General features: G+C 43.3%; 4 protein-coding genes. All 4 read right to left on the bottom strand.

What is annotated here, in order from left to right; translation table 11 throughout:
- Positions 1 to 217: 217 nt before the first annotated feature.
- The 4 genes from AKG98_RS17435 to AKG98_RS17420 all read right to left on the bottom strand — a co-directional run bounded on the left by AKG98_RS17435 (position 218) and on the right by AKG98_RS17420 (position 19,289).
- A complete protein-coding gene (locus AKG98_RS17435; protein ID WP_067048838.1) occupies positions 218 to 1,858 on the bottom strand; it encodes a PfaD family polyunsaturated fatty acid/polyketide biosynthesis protein in 1,641 nt (546 codons plus the stop codon).
- 185 nt (positions 1,859 to 2,043) lie between these two features.
- On the bottom strand, positions 2,044 to 7,923 hold the full coding sequence (locus AKG98_RS17430; RefSeq protein WP_067048835.1) for a beta-ketoacyl synthase N-terminal-like domain-containing protein: 5,880 nt from the start codon (positions 7,921 to 7,923) through the stop codon (positions 2,044 to 2,046).
- An 83-nt stretch (positions 7,924 to 8,006) separates the two neighbouring features.
- Entirely contained in the window at positions 8,007 to 10,616 is a 2,610-nt protein-coding gene (locus AKG98_RS17425) for a PfaB family protein (protein WP_067048832.1), read from the bottom strand.
- Positions 10,617 to 10,784: 168 nt separating this feature from the next.
- Positions 10,785 to 19,289 (bottom strand): type I polyketide synthase, encoded by an 8,505-nt coding sequence (locus tag AKG98_RS17420; protein ID WP_067048829.1) that lies wholly within the window; start codon positions 19,287 to 19,289, stop codon positions 10,785 to 10,787.
- Positions 19,290 to 19,316: the final 27 nt, after the last annotated feature.

Genomic DNA, 19,316 nt, shown 5'->3' with positions numbered 1-19,316 from the left:
AACAGATGAAACTGGTGCCGCAGAACATAGAAACTAAATCATGATTGACGAAAATTTAGGCCCCCTAGAGCTGCTCCAATTAGTACTCAGTTGTGCCATTTACTGCGGCTCATTAAACGCACGCCCCCCCTAATAACAGGGCTAATCCTGTTATTACGAGGTTCTATTAATCCTAAAGAAAGGGGGGCTTTTTATATTTTAATTTCAGTAACCGATATTAATCGCTAGTGCGGTAGCTCGCCAATTCAGTGCTTAAGCTCACACCTTGCAATTTCAACTGGTTTACACGTTGTAAATACGCAGCACCTTTCAACATGTGCAAGGCTACGTCAACAGCACCTCGACGGGTATAATCTTCAAGGTAAGATCCTTTCACCCAGCTGTTAAATGCACCCAGACTTGGACCTGCCCAGATCTGATAATCCATTTCACGGCCCTTTTCACCGGTATTTGACCAGCGTGAAGACAGACCCAGATACCAACGGAAGATGAGTGCCATTTTACGCTTAGGGCTACTTTTCGCACGTGCTAGCATTTCTGGATCTCGCTCAGCAAAGAACGCGATCGTACCAGCCCAGATCTCGTCAAGGTTTGAACGGAAAATCTGTTTTTCAATCTTCTCACGTTCCGCTACAGGAATATCTTCAATCGAGTCATAAGCGACATACAAGTCATACAGTTTCTTCGCACGCATAGCGAACATAGAACCACGTTTTAATACCTGTAGTTTAACGCCCATTTCAAACATATCTGCCGCAGGTGCCATAGTCACATCGGCCATTTCAACGGTAGATAACAGTTTGCGGGTATATTCAGATGCACCAGCTTCGACACAAGCCTGATTAACAGAGCCCAACACTATGTAAGCTGCGCCCATGTTAAATGCAGCGAGTGCCGCTTCTGGTGTTCCGATACCACCACCAGCACCCACACGTAATGCAGGAGAAAAGTGATACTTAGCTTGCACTTCGTCACGCAAGCCAATAATAGTCGGTAATAACGTTAAAAATGGTCTGTTGTCAGTATGACCACCAGAATCCGCTTCAGCAGTAATATCATCAGCCATTGGCACTAACAATGCTAATGCCGCTTGCTGTGGTGTGATCTTGCCTTGTGCTAATAATTTATCCAGTAACTTTTGCGGTGCAGGTTCCATAAAGCGGCGACCGACTTCGGTACGCGATACTTTAGCAATAACCTTGTTACCGATATTAACAGTGCCATCACTATTTTTAGATAAGCCTGCAACACGATACCAAACAATATGCTCAGTTAACCCTAAGTAAGCTGAAGCCTCTACTGTTTTAACACCCAGCTTAAGAAAACGTTCAACCGCGCCACGCTCTAGTGCTTCTTCTGCTGGTGCGTGGATCAAGTTAACCGCGTATGGGCCATTTGGCAATTCAGCTTGAATACGACGAATTGCATCTTCAACTGCATCAGGAACTAAACCTGCGGCACCGAAAGAACATAACAGTCCCGCTTTACCTAACGCGACAACAAGCTCAACCGACGCAATACCGTTAGCCATCGCGCCGCCATGGTAGGCATATTTAACCCCGTGTTGCTTTTTATAAGCAGCATCGCCCAGATCTTCTGGGGTTAGTTTTTGTGCAAATGCCAGTACATCAACGTCAACATTGTTGCTGATAGCACCAGATACTGAAGTATGGTTAGTAATACCCATAACACCCGAATTATTAGCGACACTATTTGCAACACTATTCGCCACGTAAAGCGGCTTAGCCAAATCCATCAAGGCAGCCTTAATGTCTACATCTTGCGTATGCACTGACGCCGGATCGACTTTCCAAGCCCAATTGATCGCGTTGCTATTGTTAAAACCTAAACTCGACATACTTCATTCCTATTTTTGCAGCTGCTGAACACTTTATTCACATTTAAAATAATAGTGAATTCAACAGCCGAACTATTCCGTTTATTATCTAATAAGTTCACAGAGATCCTAATTGGATCACCTCGGTCGTATTGATTAAAGTAAGTCTACTGAGCGTCTTTAACCAATGCGACATTGAGCAGACGCTACGCCTCAACAATACTTAATACAATATTCTTCACTTCATAAATACGCAGACCATCTTTAGATAAGTTAGCATCACCGACGATACGTATTTCACCTGCTTCAGTAATGATCTCGGTAATATGTACATCCAAAGACATTTTCTTATTCAGCGGCGTAATTTGACCACGGTATTTCCAATCAACTTTCGTCATTGGTGCAATGAAACGTGGATTACTGAACTGTGCGCCTAAATCATTTTTCAACGCATAAGTTTGCATTAACTCGATGATAGCTTCAACACCTAATGAACCAGGCATAACCGGATCTTGGTGGAAGTGATAACGGAAGAACCAATCATCAGCATCAATAGTACGTTCACCATAAACATAAGCAACACCGGCCTTACCACCGCCTTCAACTACTGACACGGTATCGATAAAGTTCATCTGACCGCCCGCCAATTTATAATGGGGTTTATCCGCAGGTGCTTTATACAGAGCCAATGACTGATTAGTTAAATCAAACACATCAATATTGTCTGTCGGGGTATTGTTATCAACAAACCAAGCATTGGTGGTTTTACCATTATCAATACCCAGTTGGTTAGTCAGAGACTCGCCACTAAAGTAACCAAATACCGCTTTACCAGTATAAAACAGCTCACCATCAACTGACATATCAAAGGTGAAACTTTGAATGATCGCGCCACCAGCAATTGCCGTGCTGACCAATACCGATTTGTTAACGATAGTTTTACCGCGTAAATCTATCTGTTTCAGTAATGTTCCACTGCCATCAAGATTACGGAAAAACAGGTCTTTTTCTGGGTATTTCAAGGTCGTGCCCATGTAACCGGAAATAAAGCCATTCGGTTGCAGTGCAATTTCCATAATCAATGAATATGGCATCCAGTTTTCATGGCTGTTTTTAGTGAAGTACCAAGCGTCTTCCGGTACATAGTATTCAGCCACACAACTTGACGGATTTTTCAGATCAAGACGTTCACCTTGAACTTCGACAACCTGTGTAACAACTTGTAGATCACCACAAGGCGTACGCGGTGGAATACGGCCTTCATAGACATCAAAATCAGGACCAAAACAATTAGAAATGTTACCCGTTGCGAACTCAAACATATGCCAAGGCGTAAATGGTGCTTGATTCGGCACCCTATTCTGCCCTGCTACCATAGGCGCTTCGAAATGCTGGACAGGTGTTACACCTTTGCTTTTCGGTGCCGACAAATCTGATTGCACACGCATTAGAGGACGTTCAGGGAACTTAAATGGTTCAATACCACGTTCATCTATATCCGCTGTGTTAACATTTGCAGCCACTGGCGATGCAGGTGTTACAAGAGACGTAGAAGCAGGAGCCGTTAACGCTTTAAGCGTCACATTCTCAGGTAATGTCACCGGATAAGGTGAATTATCATCTTGTTCAGTGATCATCACGCAAAGATTTTTGAAATCAACAACCACTTTACCATCAAGTAGGATATCAATGTTCGCCTTCATGAACGGGTACGGTTCCATACCCATCGCAGTCACTTCCATACGATAAGTCAGCGTGTTGTGCTGCGGTAATACCTGACCACGACAACGTACAGTTTGCGATTCACCAGGCAGAGGTTGGAATCGTGCATTATTAACGTTGGTATGCATGCCCAATGACAACATAAAGAACATTGCCATCTGGCCACAGCCTTCCGACATCAAAGAGCCCGCCATCACTTGATCACCTTTAAAGTGACAAGGGAAATACCAATGCTCAGGATCTAAGTCTTTTTGGCCTTCTAATAGCCCTAAACCCCAATGACCACCGGTTGGATCTATCTTGGTAATACGCTCAATCATCAAGAATTTTTCTGATGAAAATTTCAACGACGGATTACGCCCACCGAGATCATATTGTGGACCGAAACAACCCGCCACGTCACCGTTAACCAGCTTCATCATGTCGCTATGATCGTATTGACTACGGTGATGCTGTAATAGCGGGGTAAATGATGATTTCACGGCATTAGTAAATTCAGCTTTATCTTTGTCGTTATGGATCACACCTTTACCATCAGAAAGCTCTTCATCAGTAAAGAATCCTGCACAACCATTACGCATGATAAGTACTTTCTTATCTCCAACATAGCAATCATAGTGGAAGAAGAATAATAACTGTTCGCCATTACGTGCATAAGAATCGATATGGATCTCATAACGTAGTGTCTCACCACCGAAAGCCATCTCTTCAAGGAAAGTGAGTTCACAATCAAGTAAGCGGTATACACGCTCACCTTTAGCTTGGAAATCGATGCCTATGTAGGAAATCAGCATCAAGTCACACTGACCTGATTCCACCGCTACTGACCAAGGGATCTGACCATCAATAAGGAACGGTGCATCGACCGGGATATCATATTCCGTACACATGTATGATTTTTTGTATTCGTTAATTTTAGCATCAAGCTCGGTAACCCGCGTTACTAACAAATAATCCGAGGTTGGCAAACGTACACGACGTGAATAACCATCAATGATGTTGTACTCAGCACCGAATACTTTACCAATGTCACCTTCAGCGAACTCAACTAGATCGGCTTGATCATAAATAACATTTTCTGGTAGGTTATAACGCTCAATCAACTGCAATGATGGGTAGTTATAACCAACGGGTCCTTTGATCTGGAAACCAGCCTGAGTTGCGGCAGCTTGAGCCTGAGCTTCGACACTGGTGAGGTTAGCAGCGACGACTGGCTTCTCTGAAACAACAGTCGATACTACCGTTAATGGCGTAACCACTTCAGCTCGACCTTGCACTGGCGAACCAGTCGATATTTTCGCTTGCAGTTCGATAAGTTGTGAAAGGTTTTTCTGTGCAGCTAAGCGGCTTTGTAAGAATGCCTGATGCGTAGAAGCTTGCTGATAAATCTCTGTACTGGCTTTACTTTTCACTGTCACTCCAACAACGCTCTGAGCCGTTACTGGCTGCGCTGTATGTTGATGTTGGGAAAGGATTGAGGATCTGATTGAATTAGGACGAATACCTTGTGGTATCACATTATCCATAATTACAGGCTGGTTAACCTTCGTTAAGATTTTGCCTGCAAACTGCGCCTTGATCACATTCAACGATGAACTGGCACTATTCACTATTGCTTCGGCAATTAACTGACCACCAAGCTTGATAGTTTTAACCAGTTGCGGGCGTCGTTTACCGATTGGCGCTGGCGCAGCTTGATGAACGTGTTCCGAAGTCGACAAAATAAGATGTGCACAACTGTTATCACGACCAAGACCGTTAATAGCAATATGTTGTACCGCTTGCTGTTGTTTAGTACTTGTTTGATCTTGACTATTTTGTTGGTCTAACAGTAAAGCACTTTTAATAATACTGGCAATACCGGATGCATTAAACGTATGTCCAATATTGAATTTTACCGAGCTAATATTAACATTTGGATATAATTGAGCAAACGCGGTTTTCTCGGCACTGTTTTCGGCACTAAAACCACTGGCGTGCGCTTCTACACTAGCCACATCGGCAGCACTGATACCTGCTAACGTTAAAGCTTTATCCGCTGCACGAGCAATGGCTTGAGCATCGCTGCCTGATGCAAAACTAACCGCATCAATACTGGCATAAACTTGTTGTGATGCAACTTGAGATACAGGTTTCACTACAATAGCAGCAGCACCCTCACCCACCAGCCATTGCTGCTCATCAAGTATGTTGTTGCTGGTTACGTCTTTGCTATTACGTCCACTTTCACTTACAGGTCCATAGTGCTGACGTAAAGTAATGTTTTCAATTGATCCGGCCAAATCAACAGCGGCAATAATAACCGCGTCAACATCACTGGTTTGGAATAGGTTTTCAGCTAATTCAACGCAACGATAAACCGAGTTTTCTTCAGCCGATACAGTAATAGCAGGGCCAGAGAAATCCCATAACGCCGAAATACGTGACGCCATGATATTACCAATAAAACTGGTGTACTGATTTAACTGCGCAGCAGAGGCGAGACCATCTTTGGCGATATTAGTCAATTCTTCACGTTGCTCAACCGTTAAGTTAATGCCTTGTTGTAATAAACTGTCTTCGATTTGAGTGGTTAAATTAACGCGACCACGATACTGGTGTAATTCCAGTTCCATGCCCATAGCAACTAACACGGCAACATTACTGCCTTCAACGAGTCCAGCATCTTTCGCCGCATTGTCGGCAACTTTCATCATCATTAATTGTTGTGGGATCAAGCAGTCTTTTTCATTTGGTGGCACTTTGAAGCGCAAGAAATCAATATCTAACTGTTCAACATAGCCACCTTTAGGCGCTTTGCTTAACTGTAGCGATTGCATAACATTAACGTTACTTTCCATGCCTTTCCAGCGTTGCTCAGGTAACTCTCGGAAGGTATTTTGGTTATTATCTAATAAGGTTTTGAACTGCGCTAAGTTACTCGCACTACCAAAATGGCTGTCCATCCCAATAATAGCCAGTGGCTCACGCGGTTTAGCAACACTAAAGTTAGATTCAAGCACTTGCGTTGGTTGTTGTAAGACCAAATGCGCGTTACTGCCACCAAAACCGAATACACTGACACCTGCGGTACGTGGGCTAGCCGTCTTTGACCCGTGAGAAGTAGGCCAAGGCACAGTACTCGTAGGCATCTGTTCGCCAGTAAAGTAGCCATTTTTAGACTGCAGTGGTTCTTTCAGATTAATCGTGGCTGGAATAAGACCTTTACCCAGTGCTAACATAGCTTTGGTCATGCCCGGCATACCAGCAGCCGTTAACAAATGGCCAAGGTTAGATTTAACCGAGCCTAACAGCGGTTTGTTGTTTACCCGACTAAAGAAGGTTTCCATCGAGCGTAATTCAACATTATCACCTTTCGGGGTACCGGTAGCGTGGCACTCGATATAATCAACAGTCGCAGGATCCACACCAGCATCCGCATAAGCGCGTTCATAAACTAATACCTGGCCCTTAGTGTTTGGGCTTAATACAAATTCACCTTTACCATCATTCGATAATGCGCCGCCTTTAATAATAGCGTAAATATTATCACCATCGCGTACTGCATCACTGTGGCGTTTTAATACCATCATGCCCGCGCCTTCACCGGCAAATAAACCTTGTGAATTTTTATCAAACGGGGCGTGAACGTTATTGCCTGGATAAGCTTGGAAAATCGAGAATCCCATATTCACAAACATAGGATCTGCTGCAGATACCGCACCGGCTAACATCATGTCAGCTTTACCGGTATGCAAGTAATCACAGGCTAATTTAACGCTATAACAAGATGACGCACAAGCCGCATCCAGTGCAAAGTGTGAACCACCTAAACCCGCAGCTTGGGCGATCAAAGCCGCTGGATAACCCGCGACTAAGGCATTATCAGCATGTGTTTGTTTCGGTGCCGTATAATGGGTTAATTGAAAATCTGGATGTAATACTGACTTTAACGCATTATCAACAACTTGGTGATATAACGGCATGAACAGCTGATTCGATGACTTGGTTGGGAATGACAGATTGCCTAAAATAACCCCGCAATTTGCCAACGCATCACTACCCCAGTAACCTGCATCTGCAAGCGCTTGTTTAGTAACATAAAGCCCCCACTGATTTAGATCATCTAATCCCGTTAAATAGCGACTGTCGAGTTGATAACCAGATGCATCAAAATTAAAATCACTGATGTAACCACCGTGAACACAGTAGAACTTATCCGTATCACCTTTGTTAGCGGTGTATTTAGCAGGATCAACGCCCATCTGAACGGCTGTCGCTTTACTGCGGCAATCTTGTTGTTCAAGCAATTGCTGCCAAAATTGATCCGGAGCTTTTGAGCCCGGAAACAAATTAGCAATACCTACTACTGCAATATTTTCCATAATTACTCTCTTTAAATCCATATTTCAACTGACGGAGAACGCCCCGTCTGGACTGTCTATCTTGTTTTATTGATCTTGTTTAATTATCTGCCTGCATTCGCAGGGCAGCCTGCTTTAACAAGGATTGACCCGTTAAACAAGCTATCTAAATTCAAATTTACGCCATGGCTAACTAATTTAGCAATCGCGCGAATATAAGTAAGTTCATCACTGGTGCCCTTAGCATTCACTGGCACGGATACATGGCGACTATCTTGTTGCTCATCATTTTTATTCTTTTCAGACAATAGGATCTTATCTACCCAGCTGCATAACGAGCGTCCAGGGCCCATCTCAATAAATACCCGTGCACCTTTATCATGTAAAGTATTCACTAAGCGCGGAAAATCCACCAAATCACACAAGCATTTAGCAATACTATGCGAAATCGCTTTGCTGCGTTGTGGGATAGGTAAATAACATGAGCTTGAATACATTTTGGTTTTAATACGTTCAGTGACATCCATATGATATAACTCAACCATATGATCATATTCGGCATAAGCTGGGGCGCTATGGATCGCGTTGGCCATATTTAATGCCATCGCCCGCTTGCCTAATTTTTTGATCACCCGCTGGCAAGCTTCTGGATAACCTGCCAGTAATAAACTATCTGGCGTATTGATGATGGTGCAGTACACACGATCTTCATCTACAGCTGCAATCGCTACCTGTTCGATAGTCGCCTTGATGGTATACGTTTCCCAGATCTGCTCAAAAGTACCGTTAACAACATCCTCCATGCCCCAATGCTGGCGTAGGGTTCTTAATTCACCACAAAGCTGATGATTAAAGGTATTTGATTGTGCCAAACGTGCACTCATCAGCCCCGGTTGTTGCCAGCAGCCTAGTGCTGCATACATACTGACTTCACCCATGCTATAACCCGTGGCAAAGTCTGCTTTAACCGCAAAAACTTCTTCAAAAACCTTGGTAAACACACAAGCAAAACCAACACCCGCTTCGGCTATATCGGCTAAGTTGCCACGTAGGTCCAGATCCAACTGTTTTAATTGCTTAAAACTATGACGAGTAATGCTGCGCGGATTAAGTAAGGTATCTTTCAGGCTGGCACCAATGTCATCAGCTAAAGCCGCAACAGGCTGGAAAATTTGTGGGAATAAATGAAACAGATCACGTCCTAAACCAACATAAGTAGCGCCAATACCCGGGTATAAAAATGCCACACCACCTTGTGTATTGTTGTCTGCTCCGAGAATAGCAGCACTGCCGTTATCAGCAGCTCGAGCTGGCTGCCCAGTAAAATAACTACCCTTAGGGGTTTTCCATTCACTGACATTCGCATCATTAAATACACTGCTGATGCCAGCGAACGCAAGCGTGATCTCTTTACTTAACTCTTCGGCTGTCTCAGCAATGAGCACTGTGCTATAAACTTTATTGCTATCAGTACGAGCATAACAATTCGCTGCGATCTGTTTAATATCGGTATTAACCAGTTGCCCAGCAATAATCTCTAATTCACTGCGTAATTGTGCTTCGTCATTACCTTGAACAATAACTAGTGCTAAATCGCTCGATGCAAAATAACCATTACTGCGTACATCACTAACCGGATGAACTTGGCCTACAATCTTAACCTTATTCTCTTGTAAGATTACGTGGCAATAGCCCTGTTCTGATAAAGAGTGAATAACGCAACTATAAGCGGCAATATGCGCACTACCATCTGCATGTGGAAACCAAGGTCTGGCATCAACAGGCATATAGAATGGCGAACGCTGCCACTGTGACATTTGTGTTTGGATAGGTTGTTGCCAGTCTTTAATAGCTGGTATATAACGCTGATGTAAGCTAATAACAGCTTTTAATAAACCCGCGACCTGCGAGAAATGCCCGTCTTCACCAGTCACACTGCGCGCGCAGCTTAATGCTGTATGTAAAGTTTGCGTATGATTATAAGCAGACATTAAACCCTGGCTTTCAGATAACGCCAATTCAGATCTAGAGTCTGCCGTGACTTCTAATAAACCAACCTGTTCTGCTGTGATTTTAGCTTGCTGTAATGCGAGGCTTGCGGTATTAGCAATGTTTGCAACATTTAGTTCACTGTTTACAGCCAACTGAGCGAAGCCTTTAATGCTGGCATAAACATAACATTGATTAACACGAGCGAAATCTGTTGAGGAGATAAGTAAACTGGCGAACCCTGCAACACTGGCATAACCACTAAATGTTTCATCAAAGCTGATTGTCGCCACGGGTGCTTCTGCAGTATCAATTCTGACACAGTCATGACCAACAGCCGTTGCATTGTTAATACCGATCACAGCGACTGCGCAGTCTTGGTTATTGACTAAATCAGTTGCTTGCTTCAGTGCTTGGCCTAGATCGGTAATAACAACACAGCTCGCGCACTGCTGCGCGACTTGTTCAACAATCAGGTCGTGAACACCACTGTTGGTATCAGCAATAAGCAATACCGCTATAGTAGTCATGTGCAACCGATTAGTTTCTGCTAATAACGCCACAGACGTTAACACTGTCGCCGAAGTGCTATTTTGCTCATCAGCATCGCTAATACTGGCGTTACTGCCGATACTAGCGCCTAAATAGAAAGCACGTTCAACACGGTCAATATTGTCTTGTCCGCTAAATTTAGCATCCATACCAATAACAGCTAATTCCGTCATATTCTTTGTAATACCCTATTTCGAATAGTAATAGCTAAAAACGCTGATCACTGGAATTTAAGCCAACCGCTTTTAGCTATTAATATTTCATAATGAAACTAATTAATAAAAGTAGACGCCATGATGACCATGACGCCTACAGTTATAATTACTTATTTATTTACAGGCTCAAGACATATCATTCAAAATGTCACTCACACTGACTTGCGCAGATTTAACTTCTGCAAGTAATTGCATATCGGCACTGATTAGTTGAATATCACAACAGGCTTTACTGCCTCGTGATGTCAACAGATCATGCTCGACAACCTTAAGTTGCAAATAAAACAGCTCATCAACCGCCACTTCACGATATACAGTCCAAGCTGCTGTTACAGAAGGTAAGCTACCTAAATTAAATTGCTTACGCACCCATACCAACATAGCCTGATAAACCAAGTCATTAGCAAAAATGTTGTTAGCTGCTAAGGGGAATGCACCCTGCTTAGCGGCTGCAACGTCCGTTACCTGACACGCCAGTAATAGTCCTTGCTCATCACAACGTAATATCTGCTTAATACCCTGCAGACTATCACCATGGAACAAAGTGCCATTGCTATATAATGCTTGTGCTTCATCAACCGATTTGTTGTTAACAGCGTTGTTATCAACGTCCGTCGCTAATGACGGCAGATTAACCTTCACAGCGTCTAGCAGTTGAGAGGCTAATAATATCGTCGCAGCATAGTGAAACACAGGTTTACCATCGCTTTTCAGGCTAAAGATTTTTGCCGCAATACGGACTACACCTTCCAGCTCGGAACCAGTAGTCACAGGCGACAATTGGATTTGGTAATCCGCCGCCTCATTACCATCAAAAACCACCCCTTTAAACAATTTATAGTCTTCGAAACCGACATATTTTAATGTACAGTCTCGTTTACTATAAGTCGCTTTTGCCGCATCACTCATCCAGGAAATCGCGCATACCGTAGGTAATACCTGATTGCCTTTGATCATGTGGTCAGCTAAAAAGTAGTTCTCGTTCACCTGAAAATTACTGTTAGTCGCTTTGATGCTTTTAATAACTAAAGCATCTGATAAACAACTAACTTGTGGCTTTTTTACAGCATTACTCTTTACATCATTCTCGACATCTTTTGATAAATCATTACCAACTAGAATTTGTGGACAACGATTATCATTCGCTGCTAACTCACTCAGTAACAACTGCGCGCCCGCATCAAGTGGAATAATATATACACCACGTCGATCAAACATACGTTTCACCTCTGGCGTCACCATGCCGCCATCCCAAGGACCCCAGTTAAAGCTCAGAACCTGTGCTTGTGGGTGCAATGATTTAAAACGATAGGCAGTTTTATTTAAGATCTCATTCGCAATTGAGTAATCAGACTGCCCAGGGTTACCGTAGAAAGCAGCGGCTGACGAGAACAATACCAATTGCTTGATGTTGCTTGCCTCAGTCACAGATAGCAGCGATAACAAACCATCAATTTTGGTACTGTAAACAGACTCAAAATCGCTCAGTGTTTTTTGCTCAATGAATTGGTCAGCTAAAACGCCAGCGCCATGAATGATACCTGTGATATCACCAAATGTAGCGATAACGGGTTTCACAGCTGCCTGTACATTTACTGCATTGGTTACATCAGCAGAAACATACTCAGCTTGGCCACCAGCCGCAGTAATTGCTGTTAAGGTTTGTGCAATTTCACGATTAGCTTGGATAGGTTTGATTAACTGGACGATCTTTACCGGTGTTGGTTTATCTCCAGCAGCAATCAAAGACTGCATCGCTGCTTTCTTTAACGCAGCTTCGTCACTAATGCCATGTGCCCAATTCGGCTCATTTGTCGAGAACTTTGAACGTCCCAATAAGATGAACTTAGCTTGATACTCTTTAGCAATACGAACAACACAATGTGCCGTCACACCTTTAGCACCACCACTAACTAAAAATACCGAGTTAGCATCAATGTTATTACCTGCGGTTAATGCGTAACTATCAGTAACTTCGTCTGTTAAAGTGACACGTTCAACACCATTTTTCTCTGCTGGCTGATAACCAACTTCAATTAAAGTGGTGTCAGCATCAAGCAGTTCATCACTAACAATGTTTGCCACTTGCTCGGCAGTTAATGACGATGGCATATCTACTGCACGACAGAATACGTTATCCCATTCGTGTGATAGTGTTTTAACTAAGCCGTTTAAGCCACTTTGTACTAAGTCACTCTTAACTAGGTCATCGTGTTTAACAGTACTAGCGTCACTAAATCCTAATGAGCCACCCTGTTGAGTCACCACCATAAAGGCGCCACGTACTTTAGCTGCTTGAGTGACTTTACTCAATTTAGCTAATAAGAACGCTAACATTAAGCCTTGCTTAGATGCTTGCGGATATTCGATATGGTTTATCTCAGTGCTTGCATGCAGGTAGATAACCGCATCAAGCTGTGCATTAGCAGTAATGATATTGTTAATTTCAGTTTCATCAACGGCGTTTAACGCAACCACATTAACGGATTTAGCAAACGTTTGAGTGCTATTCACGGTGACCCAACTCGGTTGCAATGCAGTTACATTCCAGCCAGATTGAATTAATTTATCCGCTAATTGCATTGCACTATCACTACCGTCAGCGACGATTAAGGCATTAGCACCTTTAGCATCATGGTTGATTTTAGTAACTGAGCTTAGTCGCGTAATCGCAACCGTCGCACTCGGTGCTGGTTGAAAATCTACTTTAGGCTCTGACGCTGCAGTGATGGTTGCAACACTGTCATGCATGAATGCATCCGAAACAGCGTTTTTAGAATCTACACTGCCAGTCGCCTTGCTTTGCATGGCTTTACTCTGCATATAAAGTACAATTTCTTCTAGTGTACGCAGCTCAGCTAAATCTTCTGGGTTTAGCTCAGGTAAATCAGTAATGATCTCCTGCACAGCACCTAAAATTTCAACTCGTTTGATTGAATCAATACCGAGGTCCGCTTCCATGTCCATTGCTAGTTCTAGCATGTTGGCAGGGTAACCCGTCTTATCCGCAACAACGTCCATCATCACGTTTTGAATGCGGTCTAAATCAATCGCGGCAGTCACTACAGTATTAGCCGTTGTATTAGCAACGTCAGCTACAACCGGAGACTCAACTTTACTCTGCATGTAGGTAACGATTTCACCTAAGGTGCGCAATTCAGCTAAGTCTTCTGGGTTTAGCTCAGGTAAATCAGTAATGATCTCCTGTACTGCACCTAAAATTTCAACACGTTTGATTGAATCAATACCAAGATCCGCTTCCATGTCCATGCCTAATTCAAGCATGTCTACCGGATAACCAGTCTTGTCTGCAACCACTTCCATCATTACCGTTTGGATATGATTTAAGTCGATAGTAGGTGTAGCACTTGTCACGACAACTTCTGTCAATACAGTCGCAAGTACACTTTCAACCACAACAGCTACAGCAGGAGCCTTGCTCTGCATGTAGCTAACGATTTCACCTAAGGTACGTAATTCAGCTAAGTCTTCAGGGTTTAGCTCAGGTAAATCTGTAATAATCTCCTGTACTGCACCTAAGATTTCAACACGTTTGATTGAGTCAATGCCAAGGTCAGCTTCCATGTCCATGCCTAATTCAAGCATGTCTACCGGATAACCCGTCTTGTCTGCAACCACTTCCATCATTACCGTTTGGATGTTGTTTAAATCGATAGCGGGTGCTGAACTTGTCACTACAGCGTCTGTAGAAACTGTCGTTGCCGCAGGAGATTTACTCTGCATGTAGCTAACTATTTCACCTAAGGTGCGTAATTCAGCTAAGTCTTCAGGGTTTAGCTCAGGTAAATCTGTAATGATCTCCTGTACTGCACCTAAGATTTCAACGCGTTTGATTGAATCAATACCTAAGTCAGCTTCCATATCCATGCTCAGTTCAAGCATGTCTGTTGGATAACCCGTTTTATCAGCCACCACATCCAGCATTACTGTTTGGATGTGGTTTAAATCGATACTAGGTGTTGAACTTGCTGCTATAGCATCTGTAGAAACTGTCGTTGCAGCAGGAGCTTTACTCTGCATGTAGCTAACGATTTCACCTAAGGTGCGTAATTCAGCTAAGTCTTCAGGGTTTAGCTCAGGTAAATCTGTAATGATCTCCTGTACTGCACCTAAGATTTCAACGCGTTTGATTGAATCAATACCTAAGTCCGCTTCCATATCCATGCTTAGTTCAAGCATGTCTGTTGGATAACCCGTTTTATCAGCAACAACTTCCAGCATTACTGTTTGGATGTGGTTTAAATCGATACTAGGTGTTGAACTTGCTGCTATAGCATCTGTAGAAACTGTCGTTGCAGCAGGAGCTTTACTCTGCATGTAGCTAACGATTTCACCTAAGGTGCGTAATTCAGCTAAGTCTTCAGGGTTTAGCTCAGGTAAATCTATAATGATCTCCTGTACTGCACCTAAGATTTCTACACGTTTGATTGAATCAATACCTAAGTCAGCTTCCATATCCATGCTTAGTTCAAGCATGTCTGTCGGATAACCCGTTTTATCAGCAACAACTTCCAGCATTACATTTTGGATATGGGCTAAATCAATACCGGCAACTACAGGTACAGCCGTAATAGATGCACTTGTTACAGGCGCTGCAGCTTGAGCTTTGGAGTTCATGACTTTACTTTGCATATAATCAACAATTTCACCAAGCGTGCGCAATTCAGCAAGGTCTTCAGGGTTAAGCTCAGGAAGATCTGGGATCAGTTCCTGTACTGCACCTAATATTTCAACACGTTTGATAGAGTCGATACCTAAGTCCGCTTCCATATCCATGCTCAGTTCAAGCATATCTGTCGGATAACCGGTTTTATCAGCAACAACGTCTAACATCACCTTGTTAATCGTTGCTACATCAATACTCGCTTGAACGGCAACCTCAGGTACAACAACTGATTCAGTCGCAGTTGCGGGGCTAACTTTTTGTTCAGCCACGACAGCAACCAATGCAGGTGACGATGTAGCAGCAACCGCTGGATAACTCACAGGTGTAGGCGCTAATGCTATAGTTTGTACTGCAACGGCCGCACTATTTGCAACATTAGATACAACATTAGTCACGGTATTTACAACAACAGGACTTGCCACGTTGTCATTAACAACCGGAGTTATTAGCGATGCAGTTTGTACTGGCTGTTGTGGCGTATTCAATGCAGGAGTAACAGACGTTGCAATGACGTTAGATTCAGAACCTGTGAGCATGGTATTCATATGGCTCGTCTGATTGTTCAGATAAGTTGCATGCACACGCAGAGTTTCAGATTGGAACTCATTATACATCGCCAGTGTACGGTCTAAACTTTCCGGTAATTCGTTGCTGGTTTGCGCTGCAAGTACCGCTTGAACTGTTTTAGCATAGTCCTGTGGACCCTGCATAAACTGCTCATGCACATTTAATAATTGCTGCTGGTGTTCAACAAACTGACCAACACTGCGCTCGATAGAAGCAACAAGATCGGCATCACTATTATTAATGACATTGTGAACAACAGCGCTATTAACGTCATTGCTATTATTTTTCGATGCAAGTGAACCATCAGCATTAACGTAGACAATCTTCTCTACTTCAACGATTCTTTCTACTATTTTCTCGACTTCAACGATCTTTTCAATCACGTGAGGCTGTGGAACAGCAACAGGAGTAGCCTTTGCTTGTTTCACCGTCCAACCGTCGGTTAACGCATCCGCAAATGCTTTTTTAGTTTTCGGACTCACATACGATGCACCAGACAGTTTCATCAACATAGGTGACACTTTCGGCGCAGTTGATGGACGCTTAACCGCATCGTACGGGTCAAGATTTTCTAACGTAACACCAAGAACGGCCATCTGCAGGGCAGCCTGACGCATTTGCACATCGGCAGGTTGTTTTGGATTCGCATTTACAGCGATAGCGACAGCATCAGATTTATCATTAAGAATATTCTCAACCAATTTGGTTAATACATTCTTAGGACCAAACTCGATAAATATACGACCACCGTCTGCATATATATTGTCAATTTCTTGATTGAAATGGACAGGTTCCAACATATGTTTTTTCAGGCTTTTTTTAATTTCGTTCGGTTTACTTGAATGAACTAAACCTGTGCCGTTAGCAAATACCGGAATTGTCGGCGCTTTAAACTTAGCGCTATCAACCGCTTTGGCAAATGGCTTTTGAGCGTGACTCACTAATGGAGTATGAAACGCAGCTGATACAGGCAGTGGAACAACTTTGAAACCAGCATTACCCAGCGCTTTAATAGCAACAGCAACCTGCTCACTCGACCCAGCAATAACCACTTGATTATTAGAGTTGTAGTTAGCAATAGACACATCATCAATCGCGTCGATGATCACCGCAACTTGCAGTGGGTCACCCACGACAGCCGCCATCTTGCCAGCATCAAAATCTTGTTGCTCTGGCGCCGCCATTGCTTGACCACGACTACGTGCCAACATCATGTAATCACTGTCGCTCAATACGTCAGCAGCCCATAATGCTGTTAATTCACCGAAACTATGACCAGCGGTAAAATCAGCTTTAAAACCTGCTTGTTGGAACGTTTTAAACAGACCAACGCTCAAACAACCAATCGCGGGTTGTGCATGTTGAGTTAAACGCAATTGCTCTTCTTGTAACTTACGGTCAGCGTCAGTGTACACTGGAATCGGATAAGTGATTGCAGACAATTGACCTAAACCAGCAGTACTGAATTCTTTATCCATTGCTGTTGCACTGTGCATCATGCTTGGGAAGTTACACGTTAACTCACGGCCCATGTTCACATATTGCGAACCCTGTCCAGAGAATAACGCGACAACTTTACCGCTAGCATCAATACCCGCTTGGCGATAATAGATCCCCGTTGGTACTGACCATGTTACTTTACCTGCATTCACGCTGAATTGTTTCAACGCCGCATCAATCATAACAATGGCTTCGTTGGCGTTACGTGCAACAAAACCTAAACGCGCTTGGTCTGCTGATGGCGAATTCAACGGCCAGGTAGTCACTAAATCGTTAAACGCAAATGCTTGAAGGTCAGCCTCTACCGCCAGTTTAGTACGCCAGTTATTTAATTCTGCGATAATACCTTGCTGGTTAGTCGCAGAGATAAGTACTGTTTGCGAGACTGAGTTTAAGCGATAAGCGCTATCATGGCTCGGACGATACTCTTCTAAAATAATGTGGAAGTTAGTACCACCAAAACCGAATGAGCTAATACCCGCACGGCGTGGAATACCATCTTCACGTGGCATCCAAGGACGCGTCTCACTGTTTAAATACATCGGGCTATTTTTGATATCCAAGGCTTCACTTGGTTTATCGATATGAATAGTCGGGGGTAAAATTTTATGATGCAGTGCTAATGCTGCTTTGATCATACCTGCAGAGCCAGCCGCAGATTTAGTATGGCCAATTTGCGATTTAACCGAACCTAATGCAATGTGCTGTTTCTTATCACTCGCTGCACCAAAGTGTTTAGTTAGACCACCAAACTCGGCCACATCGCCAGCTTTCGTCCCCGTACCGTGACCTTCAATAAGACCACATGTTTCAGGTGCAAAACCCGCATCTTCATAAGCACGTTTAAGCGCTTTAGCTTGACCATCTGGACGCGGTGCGTAAATAGATTTGAAACGGCCATCGGAAGACGTACCGATACCTTTCAATACAGAATAGATTCTATCGCCATCACGTTCAGCATCTTCCAGACGTTTAAACGCCAGCATGCCAATACCTTCACCCAGCAGCATACCTTTCGAATCGTCATCAAACGGACGAATATCATCATTGGTGGTAAACGCAGGGGTTTTTGAGAATGACATATACATGAATGGTGAGTTATCACAACATACACCACCCGAGATCATCACTTCTGAACGGTATTCCAGTAAGTCTGAGATCGCCATTTTAATTGCGGCAAGGGAGCCAGCGCACGCCGCATCTACCACACAGTTAGTACCGCCAAAGTCGAAGCGATTAGCAATTCGACCAGCAATAACGTTACCTAACATACCAGGGAATGAATTCTCTTCCCAACCGATGTAAGCTTTTTTGAATTTTTCGATGATCATTTCGCGATCATCTTTATCAATACCTGAGGCTTTTAATACTTTTTCTAACACTGGGCCTTGCAGGCGAGCGGTTAACGGTGAAATTTGTTTCTGACCACCACCAACACCTAAAGTGATACCAATTTTATCATGGTCATAATCACTGCCAATGCCAGCATCACTTAATACATCGCGTGCAACAATTAACGACAGCAGTTGAGCGATATCAGTTAGCTCTAAGATATTTGGCGGCAGACCAAACTCCATCGGATCAAAATCAAGTTCAGGAATGAAACCACCACGTTTGCAGTAAGTCTTATCTGCAGCTTTTTTATCTGCCGAATAATGGTCGTCAATATTCCAGCGATCGCTAGGCACATCAATAATAGCATCAACGGAATCAACGATATTATCCCAGAATTGATCCAGGTTTTTAGCGTCAGCAAAAACCGATGCCATACCGATGATTGCAATTGGGCATTCTTGCAAACGTGAATTTAACTGTTGCTCGTCACTACTTAACACATCCTTGCCGTGCTTAACCGATGTGGTGTTCTTTTTAGCCATTGTGTTATTGCTCCTGTAAGGATCTTC

Origin of the sequence: Moritella sp. JT01 (genome assembly GCF_001574435.1) — a bacterium.
GTDB lineage: Bacteria > Pseudomonadota > Gammaproteobacteria > Enterobacterales > Moritellaceae > Moritella.
This window is presented reverse-complemented; position numbering and strand designations above follow the sequence as displayed.

Excerpts from the sequence above, each read along its gene's own strand:
- AKG98_RS17435 (WP_067048838.1), bottom strand. The coding sequence starts at position 1,858 with ATGTCGAGTTTAGGTTTTAACAATAGCAACGCGATCAATTGGGCTTGG.
- AKG98_RS17430 (WP_067048835.1), bottom strand. The coding sequence starts at position 7,923 with ATGGAAAATATTGCAGTAGTAGGTATTGCTAATTTGTTTCCGGGCTCA.
- AKG98_RS17425 (WP_067048832.1), bottom strand. The coding sequence starts at position 10,616 with ATGACGGAATTAGCTGTTATTGGTATGGATGCTAAATTTAGCGGACAA.
- AKG98_RS17420 (WP_067048829.1), bottom strand. The coding sequence starts at position 19,289 with ATGGCTAAAAAGAACACCACATCGGTTAAGCACGGCAAGGATGTGTTA.